This window comes from Bradyrhizobium yuanmingense, from assembly GCF_900094575.1.
Lineage (GTDB): Bacteria > Pseudomonadota > Alphaproteobacteria > Rhizobiales > Xanthobacteraceae > Bradyrhizobium > Bradyrhizobium yuanmingense.
Genome location: NZ_FMAE01000009.1, coordinates 199,865 through 213,111, shown reverse-complemented (window position 1 = coordinate 213,111; position 13,247 = coordinate 199,865). Strand labels below are relative to the sequence as shown.

Sequence of the window (13,247 nt, the reverse complement as noted above, 5' to 3'; positions counted from 1 at the left end):
CTTACCATGCAGGTTGGTGTTGGTAGGGAGAAGCATCTTGGAAATTCGTCTGACGGCCGCGGTGCTCATCGTTGGCGGGGGCCCTTGCGGGCTGATGCTGGCCAACGAGCTCGGCCGCCGCGGCGTGTCCGCGATCCTGGTCGACGAAAAGCCGGGCACGGCCTTCAACCCGCAAGCCAATGCGACGCAGGCGCGCTCGATGGAGCATTATCGGCGGCTGGGCTTTGCCGACGAGATCAGGCGCGAAGGTCTGCCCGCGGACTACCCGACCGATGTCGCATATTTCACGCGCTATACCGGATACGAGCTGGCGCGGTTCGCGCTGCCGTCAGCGTCGCGGGCGGGTGAGCTGATCAAGGGCATGTCAGGCTCCTGGAGCGCGGCGGAGCTGCCGCATCGGGTCTCGCAGAAATATGTCGAGGCGGTGCTGCGCCGCCACGCCGAACGGCTGCCCGGAATCCAGCTCAACTACAGTCACCGGCTGATCGGCTACACGGAAAGTGATGACGGTATCGCCGGCAATATCGAATGTCTCGACGATGGCAGCCGCTTTCGGGTCCGCGCCGACTTCCTGGTCGGGGCCGACGGGCCGCGCTCGATGGTCCGGCAATCGCTCGGGATCGTCTATGGCGGCGAGAGCGGGACGCAGCGCGACTTCATGGGCGGCCGCATGCTGGCGGTCTATCTCCGCTCGCCCGATTTCTACGCGCGCGTTCCCCACGCGAAAGCGTGGATGTACAATTGCTTCAACGGCGACCGCCGCGCCTTCATGGCCTCGGTGAACGGTCGTGATGAGTTTGCATTCCACACCCAGTTGCGACCGGGCGAGGACGAAACTGCGATCACGATCAACCAGGCCAAAGCCGCGTTCCAGCGCGCCTGCGGTGCGCCGATCGATTGCGAAGTTCTGTCCTTCCTGACCTGGACCGCCGGTCACGCATTGGTGGCAAGCGGGATGCAGCGGGGCAGGGTCTTCCTCGGCGGCGACGCGGCGCATCTGTTCACGCCGACCGGCGGGCTCGGCTACAACACCGCCATCGAGGATGCGGTCAATCTCGGCTGGAAGCTCGCAAGCGTCGTCAAGGGCGTGAGCCCGGCGGCACTGCTCAATAGTTACGAGGTCGAGCGGCGTCCGGTGGCGCTCCGCAACACCGATCATGCGCGCCGCTTCGCCGATTCGCTTGGCCTCTTCGCGCCGGCGCCGGAGATCGAGGATGCCACGGAGGCCGGCCACAAGGCGCGGCGAATCGCGGGTGCCTATCTCAATCAGCACGCCCGTGCCGAGTTCAACATCCCCGGCGTCACCTTCGGCGGACGCTACGACGGCTCCCCAATCATCGTCCCCGATGGTAGCGAGCCGCCGCCGGATGCTGCCAACGTCTACGTTCCCACCGCCTCTCCCGGTGGCCGCCCACCGCATGCGTGGCTGGAGGACGGCATGTCGCTATACGACCAGTTCGGATTCGAATGGACCTTGCTTCAGTTTGGGGACGTCATGTCGGCCCATGCGTCATTCGCTGACACCATTCGCGCGATCGGGGCCGACGTAAAGCTCGTCACGCTACCCAGATCGTTGCGCGATCTCTATGAGGCGGATCTCGCCCTGATACGTCCCGACCAGATCGTGGCTTGGCGCGGCAACGCATCGCAGGCAGGAACGATCGCACGCGTTCTTAGCCGCGTACTCGGGCGCGAAGACGCGCGGCTGCTAGCCGGCGGTGGAGGGATTGGTTCGCGCAGGTGACACGGCCGATGGAATTGCGCTCGTAAAGAGACTGGTCTTGGGCTGGACGCGCGATCCGTCGATCAGCTCGAGCCGCCCGCAGCGATTCAAGGTGTGCAGCTTCCTGCCCGGCCATGCCGGTCCGGGTTTCAGAGTGTGGCGGACGACCTGCTTGAATACCGTCGGCGACAGCTCGACCACTTCCGCCAGGGCAAGCGCTGCGCCGTATCCGTCGGTGCAATCCTGGACCGGTCGCCACAGTTTGTCATCGAGCGTGACGAAGTTTCCTGCCGGCCGCGTGCTGGCGCGGTCGATCAAGACGGGATTGCTGGCGTGGGGAAGCCAAGGCCCCAAGAGCCGATCGGCGTAATAGATCGCCAGCGAATCCGAATAGCCACCCGTTCCGTCGCGCCAGGCGCCAAACAGATAATACAGGCCGTTGTGGCGCGTGATCGTGACGTCGGCCAGCTCGAGGCCGGAAAGGAGCGTTGCGTATCGCTCCCATTTGTCCGGAAACCGAGTGCATTTGTAGAGGGCGACGTCCCCGCGGGTCGAGCTCTCCGGGATCATCCACAGCTCGCCATCGTCCTCGATCAGGAACGGATAGGAGAGGTGACAGGGCTCCTCCAGCACCGGCGTCACCTCGCCGATCGGCCCCGCGTCGTTGAACGCGATCGCGGAAATGATACCTTTTCCGACACGGTGATCGAGATCCTCGAAGAAGGCGAAGGTCCGTCCCTGCCACGTGACGGGAAAGGGATCGGCGTAGAAGTGGTTTCCAGGATCTCCCAGAACGTTCCAGCTTGGACCTGACAGGTCTCCGGTCTGCCAGACGCCCGGGCCGTCGTTGAAGCGCCATCCGATATGCCAATGCGGGGCATAGCAGCAGAGGCGATAGATCTCCTTGGCGATCGATACGGCAAGGCCGCGCGCCACGTAGCCAACGGGTCCGCGGTGCGGGACAGTTGAAGCGGGGCGCGGCAGGTGCGGCACGATGCGCGGCCTTCCCGACAGGATCGCCGCCAGCATGGTGAGGGTCCGCGCCATGATCGTTTCGAGCGCACCACTGAGGCCCGCAGCAATCTCACCGGACGGATGGCCGCGGTCGAGGACCGAACCGTCGATCTCGTTGACGATCTCGATCACGGGCAGGTCGCCGGCGAGGATGGCGGCGAGCGCGGCATTTTCGCCTGCGACGCCGTTGAACAGCGGCCGCAGATACAGCCGGGCCGGGCTCGCCGGATCGCGCGGGGCATTCGTGAAATCGACGATTACGTCGGCGGTGCCGATGCTGACCCGTGCTGGTTCGGAGCTGATCGTCAGCCTGTCGGCGGCGCTGTGCTTGCCCTTGTGCAACACGATGCGTTCGAGCTCGACCAGCGCATCGAGACCTGCCGGCCGCGGCTCCGCCGTTGCCGTCCATGCAACTTGCACCGACATGTCCCGGCCGTCGACCGACAGCGTCCTGCGGTCCATCCAGCGCCGCGCATAGTCACGTTCACAGCGAAACTCGATGATCATGTCGAGCCAATCTGTTCCGACGTATCAGGTCAAACGACCCGGTCGAGAATCCGGACGTATTCCTCGACCATGGCATCTACCGAATAGCGCAGCCGCAGGCCTTTGGCGTTTTGTCGCAGCTCGTCACGTAATTGCTTGTCGGTTACCAGCCTGGAGACCGCCGCGGAGAGCTTCGCATGATCGGAGGCATCGACGAAGAGCGCCGTCGGTCTGCCCTCGTAGGACAATACCTCGCGCAGGACGGGAAGATCGGTCACGACGGAGGGAACACCGGCGTTGGCAGCCTCGACCGCGGCCAGACCGAAGGTCTCGGCCTGGGTCGGAAAGACGAACACGTCGAGACAAGCAAGGAAGTCCGCCATCCGGCCAGGAGGAATCTCTCCCAGCAAATGCAGACGGTCCGCGACGTTCAAGTCGTTCGCGAGCTGCCTCAGCCGGGCCTCGTCGGCTCCCTGGCCGGCCAGCGCAAGATGCCAGGACGGTTGATCCGGCAGCAGACCGATCGCCAGATCGAGCCGCTTATGCGGATGCAGCCGTGCCGCGCAACCGAGCAGGACGCGGTCCGGTGGCAGGTTGAATTGACCTCGTGCCGCCTCCTTCGACAGGGTAAGGGCCTTGTCGTCGAAGCCGTGCGGCACATGCACCATGCGCGACCGGTAGGCCGCGGGGTAGCGCGAATATTCGCGCTCCATGTCCTGCGAATTGAGCGTGATGCAGTCGAAGAAGCCGAGGCTGCCCATGGCGATGTCGGCGGTGCGGACCGGCCAGCTCATCGCCAGCGCGGATGAAACCTGATTGGCGACGACGGGTGCACGGCTGACGAGGCGCGTGACGCCGGCGCCGATGACGTTGCCGAAATGCTGGAAGGTCAGGACGGCGTCGGGCCTGGTGGTTCTGATGTGGCGGCCGAGCGTCCACAGCATCCCCAGCAGCGCCAGCGGATTGCCCGGCCGGCTCGGCGCGCAGTAGAGCGTGGCGGGCGGTTCGTCAAAGGAGTCCGATTTGCGGAAGAAGAACAGATTGGTGACCCGGTGACCGCGCGCGGTCAGCCCGGCGCCGAGCAGCCGCGAGATCTCCTGTGCACCGGCGTTCTCGGCCTGGGTTTGCGCAAGAAGCACGTGGAGTTTTCGCCCACTGCCGTTCGGCCGCGCAGGTGCCGTCGCGCTCGTCTCGTCCAGGTCCTTGTTCTGCTGATAATGGAGCACGGATCCCGACCCGCTAAAGCAACGAAATCTTCACCTTCTTAACTCCGTACCTATCATGCGGGCATCCCGCGGACACCGGCTAGCAACAAACGGAGTTAATGCGGCGCGATGGCGACGGTGTCGTTGGCGCAGCATTTCCGCTGGTTCCCGGCTGGCGCGTTAACCAATCGGTCCTGCGCGTTCACCCCGGCGGCGCGTGCTGACACCTAGTCACGCGAGTCAGCGCTGCGAACGGCATAATTGCCGCGCCTCGATGCTGGGAAGCGCAAGAGCACCAGAACGGAAGGATCCACCCCGCTGCGCCGGCGGCAGAGGACGTTCAGGGCGATGGTCGCGAGCGCGAGCGACACGGTCGTCGAAATCGCCGCGCCAAGCACGCCGAGGAAGGGGACCAGGACGAGAAATCCGACGAGCCGCAGCCCGACGTTGGCAGCGACCACCGGCACATAGATTCGTTCATGACCGGTCAGCTGCAAGATCGCAGCAGCCGGGCCGCCCGCCGCCTGAATGGCGGTTCCGATTGCAAGCACGATCAGGACCGAATGCTGCTCGGCGAAATGAGGTCCGAACAGGTTGAGGAGATAGGGGCCGCCGATCCAGATCGTGGCGAGACCGGCGACGACGCAGAGCCCAGTCACTTCCGCCATCAAGCGCGAGGTCCGCTCGAACTCCCCGTGGTTCTTGCTGAAATAGAGCGACGGGAGCCGGCGCGCACCGAACGTGTAAAGCGCCGCGGACACCATGGCGAAAATGTTGGCGAGGCGCGAGGCGGCAAAGTAGATTCCCGCGGTCGTCGGATCCAGCATCCAGTAGACCAGAATGACGTCGAGATACTGATTGGCGACTTCGAGGATCGATGCGAGCCAGAAGTGCAGGGCACTTGATCGCCAGCGTGACGTCTCCGAGCGCGCCGGCGTACTGCGCAGATCCGGCAGCACGCGCGCGACGGATACGATCTGCGCAACAAGGCCAACCGACATGGCGACCGTCATCGCCGCGAACAGCTCGGCCGGATCGAGTTGGCGATGGGCGAGCAGCATGACGAGCAGGAACACGACGACGAGGGCCCGCCAAAGGAACTCGCGGTTTCCTTCGCCCATGAGAATGCTGACCAGCGAGCGCGCGATCTGGCTGCCGAGCATCAATCCGGCATTGACGGCCGTGTAGGCCGACACCGCAAGGATCAGCAGCCACCAGTCGCCTCTCATGCTCGCGACGATCGCGATTCCGCCGATCACGATCAGCATTGCGAGCGAGGCGATCTTCAAGCTCGATTGCAGCACGCCCTTGGTAAGGTCCGGCCTTTCGCCGACCTGGTATTCGTTCAGGAATCGCACCAGCAGGGATTCCTGGCCGACCAGTCCCACGACGGCTGCGATCTGCGCGACCGACAGCCAGGTCGCAAAGATGCCGAAGCCGTCAGGCGACATCGTCCGCGCAGCCAGCGAGAACAACGCGAACGCGAGCACGCCGCTGCCGACCTTGAGCAGGATGGTCCCGGCAACGCCGCGCGTGACGTCGCGCCGCATGAACTGGAGAATGGATGCGATCATGGAAGGGTTAAGGGAGCCGCGCTCCCCTGACGAGACATGTTCCGATACCGGCGAGAACCTAGCATGTCGAGCAATCGCGAGTGTTAATGGACGAGTTGGAGGATTTCGGCGATCGCGGTGATACGGGTTGCTTCGTTCTGGAACATCGCTGTCTCCATTGTCCAACATCTGCGAGTTTCAACTCGCGCGACGGACGGCATAACGCCGCATCGACGACTGAGAAGGCGAGATCCGGGGCTCGCGTGCAGAATGGTTTCGGGACAGCAAGACGCGTGCCGCGGCGAGTCGGCGAACTGGGCACCTGCGGTCATTAACCTCAATCTCAGGAAATGTTCGCACCCGGCCCTGCGATGCGACATCAGGCGAGAGAATTGCACTGCAGACGCTGTTAACCGTGGGAGCCGGAGCCATGACGAGAACCGTGACCGAGCCGGTCGACGGGGACGAGACCGCAACCATCGACTCGGACGTCGCCATCGTCGGTGGCGGTCTTGCGGGATCGCTTGCGGCGGCCGTGCTGGCGCGGGCAGGGCGTCGCGTCGCTCTGATCGACAAGCGGGCAGTCCATCCGGATGAGTTTCGGGTCGAGAAGATCGGCGGCCATCAGCTGGAGCTGTTCGGCAAGCTCGGCTTTCTCGATGCGCTCGAAGATGTCGCGTGCCGATATGATCAAGTGCTCAACATCCGTGAGGGCAAGGTGGTCGATGTCAGCGTCGGCAGGGCTTACGGATTTGCCTATGCCGATCTCGTCGCAATGGCGCGTCGCCAGCTTCCGGATCCTTCCAACCTGATCGTCGACGAGGTCACAGCGATTGGCAGCAGCGGCGATGTCCAGCATCTCGAGCTCGCCTCCGGACGGCGCGTGGCGGCGCGCCTCGTCGTTCTGGCCACCGGCATGGCGGGAGCCCTGGGCTACAAGCTCGGCATCAGGCGGCGCGTGCTTGCCGAGCGCCATTCGGTGTCGTTCGGTTTCACGATCGCTCGCCAGGATGGCACCCCGTTCGATTTCGAGGCGTTGACCTGTTACGGCGAACGCACCGCCGATGGCATCGACTATCTCAGCCTGTTTCCCGTCCACGCCGGAATGCGTGCCAATCTCTTCATGTTCCGCGATCCGACCGATCCTGTTATGCGCGAGTTGCGCCGCGAACCGGAGGCGACAATCTTGCGCCTGCTGCCGGGATTGCGGAGCTACCTCGGCGATTTCCGCGTGACCGATCGCGTCCAGAACTGGGTGATGGATCTGACCGTCGTCGAGGGGCATCTCCGGCCCGGAATCGTGCTCATCGGCGATGCGTTCCAGACCAATTGTCCTGCGGCCGGAACGGGTGTCGCCCGCCTGCTCGTGGACGTCGACCGTCTCTGCACCGAATATGTGCCGCGATGGCTCATGACTGCAGGCATGGGCCTGGAGAAGATCTCGCAATTCTATGCCGATCGCGACAAGATCGCGGCGGATCAGCAATCGCTGAAGATGGCACGCTTCCGCCAGGCGCTGACCTCGCGCAACGATATCGGCTGGGACGTGCGGCGACGGTTGCACTTCCTGCGGCGCAGTCTTGCACACCGCGTCGATCAGATGCATCCGGGCTGGCTTGGCCGCGTCCGCGGCGTATTGCGCGCCTGATCTCTGCGACCCCCCGCCGGTCAGCGCGTGGGCCTCGCGGTGTGGGCGGGCTGAACCTTCAAATCGGAGAGCCGCTTGGCCGCCAGCTTGAGCCAGGGCGCCTGCTTCAGCGCGAAGAGGGCGATCGCGCCTACGGCGCTGCCGACCTGCGTGACCTCCCACATCGGTGAAGCCTGTGCGCCGAACGATTTCTTGTATGGCTCGTCGCCGATGGTGAAGTCGAGCATCTGATCTCCGCGCTCAATACAATCTCGCGCCACTTGTTCGAACATCAGCGCGCCGATGGACTGGCTCTTGTAGCCGGCGATGTCGAAGGCGCTCATGATGACGAGGAAGCTGTCGCGGTGGCACAATCCGAGCACGGCGGCGATCACTTCGCCGTCCATCTTCATGGCATAGAGGCGAACGAAGGACCCGAGGCCCCGAAGGGCGACGTCGGAATAGAAGCCGTAATATTCGGGCCGCTGCAGCAGGTCTCCGTCGCCTTGTGCGTGAAAGCGCGGGCCGCGAAACTTCCTCATCACCTCCATCGTCTCGAGCACGGCGGCGCTGTCGCTGCAGCATGAGAAGCTCAGCGCGCCCTTCTTCTGCAGCTGACGATATTTCTTGGCGAGTTCCTTCTGGTAGGAGCGATCCATCGCACTGGCCCGCCATTGCTCGTAAGGCGCGACCAGAACCGTGGCATAAGCATTGGTGTTCATCGAGACACGGCGGGATGTGGCCAGGAGGTCCTCGATCGGAAGCCGTCCGTCGGGCAGCTTGGCCATCCGGAGTAGATCGAAGGGGCGGACAAGGCGCCGAATCTGCGCGCATGCGGCCGCATCATCGAGCAATCGTGAAAACACGTCCGGGCTGCAAACCGGTGCCAGATAATCGGAGACGCGGAGGTCGGCGAACTCGATGGTTCGTATCGGACCGCGCCGGATTCGGAGCAGCGGTAACACCATCGCAAGCGTGCCGGTGTCGCGGTCGCGCACGATGACGACCAGAGCCGTTGCATCCGTTTCCGGCGCGAGCCTGGTGTAGAGGCTATGCAACCAGACCGGATGCTGGAAGGCAGTGGCAGCCGAACGATCGAACAGCTCTGCATATTCCGGAGACAGAAAGTCGAACGACGGCTCGATGGCGATGTCGAACGTGTTGCTGGGCTTATTCATGCGCACAAGGAAACCGGATCATCCGCGAACGTCGTTCGAACCGTAGCTGCGCTTATACCAAGGCCGTTACAGGTCAGACACTGCCGCCGCGCGATTTGCGCCAATGCGTTCAACCATGCTCGTATGGTTACCAAATTCTGAAGCCGGAGGCGGAAATGGCGCATGGAGCGCACCTTGCGCGGCGCCATCGTCTGCATGGCGCAGGCAATGATCTACGATCCTCGGCTGCAGGAAGCTATGGTTCGCAAGGTCGAGCTCGTTCCCTCCGCTCCGATCCTCGGGCCGATCGGGCTCAAGCGCGAGTGAGACTTCTTAGAGCCGCACCCCGGTGGTGGCAAACGCGTGCGCGGCGGGCTCCTGCACGCGATCGAGGATCACCATCCCACCAACCGCGATCACCACGGCCGCGACGCAGCCAAGCAAAAAAGCCTTCATCCTCAGCCTCCCTCGATTGGACCACGCCATCTATACGACAGGGCCTGCGGCGAGCAAGCTCGTCGATCGCATCAGCCATCCGCCCGCTATGGGCTTTTGAACACGGGATCGGCGGAAAGACGCATCGCCCATCGAGCCAAGGGACCGGAGCTCGGCGCTGCTGCGCTGCACGATCCGGAACGGATGCGGGTCTTGCAAGTTTTCTGCAGGCCTGGTGAGCGCATCGGAGGCTTGGCGTGAAATTACCGAGAACGATCCTGTGCTTCGCAGCACTTTGCATTGTCGAGGGCGCCCTGGCCCAGCCGGCGCAAACCAACTCGCCGACGGGGCAAACGCCTCCCGAGGACAAGGGCCAGCTCCAGCCGCAAGGTTGGACGGGTCCGATCAATACCGGCTCGGGTGGTGCGCCGCCCGAAAGCCCCCAGGGCCAGAGTCCGCCCGGAATGCAGCCCGCGCCGGAGGGGTCGTCCAAGACCACGACGGCACCGGCCAAGTAGACTGTTTCAAGTAGACCGTTCCAGGATATTCATTTCCGTTGCCTCTTCTGGCAATCTCGAGCGGGTGAATGTCAGCAGGCGGCCAGGAATGAACAGATCGGCTCTGTGCACGAAGGTGGCCGCATTGCTGTGGACCATCTTTGCCGCATCGACGGTGCATGCCGACATGGTCGGACACGGCGGCCCGATACGGGCTCTCGCCATTTCGCCCGATGACGACAGCCTTCTCTCCGGCAGCTTCGACACCGCCGTCATCCGCTGGTCGCTCAGGACAGATACGGCAGAGCACGTGCTGCGGTATCATGCCGATGGCGTCAACGCCGTCGCCTTTCTCAAAGACGGCCGCATGATCACGGCCGGAGCCGATGCGCGCATTGCGGTGTGGACGGCGGGCCGGCCGGAGCCGGACCGGGTGCTGGAGGGACATGTCGCTCCGATCGCGGCGCTTGCTGTGTCGTCCGATGGGACGCTTCTCGCATCGGCGTCATGGGACCAGACAGTGCGGCTCTGGTCGCTGTCGGACAGCACATCCCGCGTGCTCGAAGGGCATACGCAGAACGTCAATGGGGTCGCTTTCCTGCCGGACGGCAGGCTCGTCAGTGTCGGCTACGATCTTGCGCTGCGCATCTGGCGTTTGCCGGATGGCCAACCTGACATCGTGACTTTGCCGGCGCCGCTGAACGCGGTGGCTGTCGCGCCGGATGGTGAAATCGTCACGGGCGCGGTCGATGGCAGGCTGCGCATGCTGACAACGGACGGCAAGGTCAGCGGCGAGGTCGCGGCCAGTCCGACGCCGGTGGTGGCCTTGGCCATGTCGGCGGACGGTGCGCTGGTCGCTGCGGCCGGGATCGGCGGCACGGTGGCGATCATCGATCGCAAGTCGCGCAACCTGCTGCGCACCCTGGTTGGGCCCGGGCTGCCGGTGTGGGCGGTCGCCTTCCTTGCCGATCGCGAGACACTGATGACGGGTGGTGCGGACGGCAGGATCAGGCGCTGGAATGCCCGCACCGGCAATCCCATCGGTTCAAGCCTGGTCGGCACACCGGCCGACCCGCTTGCGGCCTATGCCGGCGATCACGGCGCCGATGTGTTTCGGGCCTGTGTTGCCTGCCACACGCTCTCGGACAAGGAGGTGCAGCGCGCGGGTCCCACACTTGCGGGACTCTACGGCCGCAAGATCGCTTCGGTGCCGGGATATCGCTTCTCTGATGCACTGAAGACGATGGACATCGTCTGGACGCCGGAAACCGTCGCACGATTGTTCGAAATCGGGCCGAATGCCTACACCCCCGGCACCAAGATGCCGGAGCAGCGCATCGGCTCGGCCGAGGACCGGCGCGCGCTGACCGAATTTCTGGCCCGCGCGACGTCGAGATGATTGCCTTGCGCCGATTCGACCTCGTCCGCTTTAGTCCTTGCCGTTGCGTTCGCGGATGTAATCATCCGTCGTTCGCGGCGGCGTTCGTTCCGGAACGCCCTTGAACGGATCGAATTGCTGTTCGCTCATGACCACGACGCGGCAGTCCGCGCACATCCTGAGCGCCTCGATTCGCTTGTCGCCGGCCGGATACATCCAGTGCCGGCCTTCGAGCTTGGCGGCGATGCGGTCGATCGTGCTCTTGACGCCGAAGGGCGTGCCGCAGCGGACGCAGAGCGCGGGCTCCTCTTCCTTGATGACAACGGCGGGCGCGCGCGCCGCCCGGAAATCGATCTGCGGCTTGAGGCTGATGACCTTTTCCGGACAGGTGCTCTGGCACAGGCCGCACTGCACGCAGGCATCCTCGATGAATTTCAGCACCGGCCGCTCGGGATCGTCGCGCAATGCGCCGGTCGGGCAGGCCGAGACGCAGGATAGGCACAGCGTGCAGCCATCGGCCTCGACGCTGATTGCGCCGACCGGCGCACCTTGCGGCAGCGCGATGATGTCGACCGGCTGCGGCGCCAGCCGATGCAACTCGCTGAGGGCAAACCGCAAGAGGTCGCGCCGCTTGCCGACGGTCTTGAAAGTTGCCGGCGTCGGGACCGCGGCGAGCGTGCCGATATCAGTCAAATGCGCGCCGAGCGCGTCGGGATCGTCGGTTTCGATGGTGGCGAGGCGACGGCCCGCAAATCCAAGGCCGCCGAGGATCGCCTCAGCCATCGCGATCGTCTGCGTCAATCCGGTCACGTCGTGGCGCGGCTTGCCACGGAGCAGGAAGCGCACGGCAGAGACGCCATAGGCAAAGGCGCCGACGATCGCCTCCAGCCCGACCTGCGTGAGCTCGTTGACGGCAAAGGGAAGCACGTTCGCCGGCAGGCCGTCGCCATGCCGCGCGAGGGCGTCGATCAGCGGCGTGCCGTGCGGGCTGTCGTGAAAGAGCAGCACCGCATTCGCGCCGCCGGCCTCGCGGTAGGCGAGCAGCATGGCGCGAAGTTTATGGAGCTGCGTATCGGCGGGCGGCAGCGCGTAGGAGACCGCGCTGGTCGGGCAGGCCGCCGCGCATTGGCCGCAGCCCGCGCAGATATTCGGATCGATTGCGATATGATCGCCGACGGGCGTGATTGCCCCGGTCGGGCAAAGATCGAGACAGCGATGGCAGCCCGTACGCTTCGAGCGCGAATGGGCGCAAAGCGCCGGCGCAACCTCGACATATCTGGGCTTGTCGAAGCTGCCGACGAGATCGCGCGCGGTCAGCACCGCGCGCAGCACCGCGGCGGGATCTTTCGTGTCGGCGCGGAGATAGCCGTCGCGCAGGTCGTGGGCGGGAAACATTGGCAGACCGCCGGAAAGATCGAGCACGATATCGCAGCGCGAGGTGACCCCGCTTCGCGGCGAGTCGAGCACGAAGCGATCGCGCGAGGAGGGGCGGGGACGCGCATAGTCGTCGATGACAAGCTCGAACGCGCCGAAATGTCCCTTCGCGGAGCGGATCGTGCCCTTCACGATCGGGAACACCGTGGCAACCGGCGGCACCGTGTCATCGAGCTGCTTCAGCATCACGGTGACGTCGAGGTGATCGGCAAGCAGGCGGCCGGCCTCAATCGCGGCCTCATCGCGCCCGTAGATCAGGATGACGCCCTCGCTCGACAAGGTGACGAGCGGATAGTCCGGGGCGGGGATGGAGGCGGATGCGAGCAGGGCGGCCATTTTTGCGCCGGCGTGCGCGCCGTCGCGGGACCAGCCAGCCGTCTCGCGGATATTGACGAAGCCGATCGCGTCAGGCCGCTCGCCGGCCTCGTCCGAAAACTGCGCCGCCTGCTGCGTGCAGGCGACCGTCAACACGCCTTCTGTCGCGGCCATGTTGCGGAAATGATCGAGCTCCGCCCCGCAGAGGTGGCGGAAGCTCTTGACCTCGCTGTTCGGACATGCGCGCCGGATTGCAGCCACGTCGAGGCGCATCGTGTCTTCGCACGAGCAGATCAGGATGGTCTTCGACGGCTGCTCCAGGTTAACTCCTCCGCCTTTCGGACGACGACGACGGACTCGCGCCGGCCCTTCGCCTCGTATAGACATTATCCATCGGGAAGAAAAGGAAAGCGGAGGACGGTC

General features: G+C 64.6%; 11 protein-coding genes. 5 read left to right on the top strand and 6 right to left on the bottom strand.

The window, feature by feature from the left end; genetic code table 11:
* Positions 1 to 16: 16 nt before the first annotated feature.
* Positions 17 to 1,744 (top strand): FAD-dependent oxidoreductase, encoded by a 1,728-nt coding sequence (locus GA0061099_RS30150; RefSeq protein WP_036023730.1) that lies wholly within the window; start codon positions 17 to 19, stop codon positions 1,742 to 1,744.
* Here the strand turns inward: GA0061099_RS30150 and GA0061099_RS30145 are convergent.
* The 3 genes from GA0061099_RS30145 to GA0061099_RS30135 form a co-directional block, all read right to left on the bottom strand.
* Positions 1,709 to 3,244 (bottom strand): glucosamine inositolphosphorylceramide transferase family protein, encoded by a 1,536-nt coding sequence (locus GA0061099_RS30145; protein ID WP_036023614.1) that lies wholly within the window; start codon positions 3,242 to 3,244, stop codon positions 1,709 to 1,711. The genes GA0061099_RS30150 and GA0061099_RS30145 overlap by 36 nt on opposite strands.
* A 29-nt stretch (positions 3,245 to 3,273) precedes the next feature.
* Positions 3,274 to 4,449 (bottom strand): glycosyltransferase family 4 protein, encoded by a 1,176-nt coding sequence (locus GA0061099_RS30140; RefSeq protein WP_036023616.1) that lies wholly within the window; start codon positions 4,447 to 4,449, stop codon positions 3,274 to 3,276.
* A gap of 206 nt (positions 4,450 to 4,655) precedes the next feature.
* Positions 4,656 to 6,002, bottom strand: coding sequence for a lipopolysaccharide biosynthesis protein (locus GA0061099_RS30135; protein ID WP_036005142.1), 1,347 nt, complete (start codon positions 6,000 to 6,002; stop codon positions 4,656 to 4,658).
* Positions 6,003 to 6,411: 409 nt separating this feature from the next.
* On the opposite strand from GA0061099_RS30135, the gene GA0061099_RS30130 reads away from it, so the two are divergent.
* The gene (locus GA0061099_RS30130; protein ID WP_036023619.1) at positions 6,412 to 7,629 is read left to right on the top strand and encodes an FAD-dependent oxidoreductase; all 1,218 of its coding nucleotides are present in this window, start codon (positions 6,412 to 6,414) and stop codon (positions 7,627 to 7,629) included.
* 20 nt (positions 7,630 to 7,649) lie between these two features.
* Here GA0061099_RS30130 and GA0061099_RS30125 read toward each other — a convergent pair whose 3' ends face one another.
* Positions 7,650 to 8,786, bottom strand: coding sequence for a GNAT family N-acetyltransferase (locus tag GA0061099_RS30125; RefSeq protein WP_036023621.1), 1,137 nt, complete (start codon positions 8,784 to 8,786; stop codon positions 7,650 to 7,652).
* A gap of 162 nt (positions 8,787 to 8,948) precedes the next feature.
* Between GA0061099_RS30125 and GA0061099_RS41450 the strand changes: the two genes are divergently transcribed.
* Positions 8,949 to 9,092, top strand: a complete 144-nt coding sequence (locus GA0061099_RS41450; RefSeq protein ID WP_157785990.1) for a hypothetical protein — start codon at positions 8,949 to 8,951, stop codon at positions 9,090 to 9,092.
* Between the two features lie 6 nt (positions 9,093 to 9,098).
* Here the strand turns inward: GA0061099_RS41450 and GA0061099_RS42810 are convergent, their stop codons facing one another.
* Complete coding sequence (locus GA0061099_RS42810; protein ID WP_260346694.1) at positions 9,099 to 9,221, bottom strand: hypothetical protein; 123 nt, start codon at positions 9,219 to 9,221, stop codon at positions 9,099 to 9,101.
* Between the two features lie 236 nt (positions 9,222 to 9,457).
* Here GA0061099_RS42810 and GA0061099_RS40415 point away from each other — a divergent pair, with 236 nt between their 5' ends.
* Both GA0061099_RS40415 and GA0061099_RS30120 read left to right on the top strand, forming a co-directional pair.
* Positions 9,458 to 9,718 carry a hypothetical protein gene (locus GA0061099_RS40415; protein WP_128262436.1) on the top strand — a complete coding sequence of 87 codons (261 nt, stop codon included), beginning with the start codon at positions 9,458 to 9,460 and terminating at the stop codon, positions 9,716 to 9,718.
* A gap of 88 nt (positions 9,719 to 9,806) precedes the next feature.
* On the top strand, positions 9,807 to 11,096 hold the full coding sequence (locus GA0061099_RS30120; protein ID WP_036023624.1) for a c-type cytochrome: 1,290 nt from the start codon (positions 9,807 to 9,809) through the stop codon (positions 11,094 to 11,096).
* A 30-nt stretch (positions 11,097 to 11,126) separates the two neighbouring features.
* Here the strand turns inward: GA0061099_RS30120 and GA0061099_RS30115 are convergent, their stop codons facing one another.
* On the bottom strand, positions 11,127 to 13,097 hold the full coding sequence (locus tag GA0061099_RS30115; RefSeq protein ID WP_074448198.1) for a 4Fe-4S binding protein: 1,971 nt from the start codon (positions 13,095 to 13,097) through the stop codon (positions 11,127 to 11,129).
* Between the last annotated feature and the right edge of the window lie 150 nt (positions 13,098 to 13,247).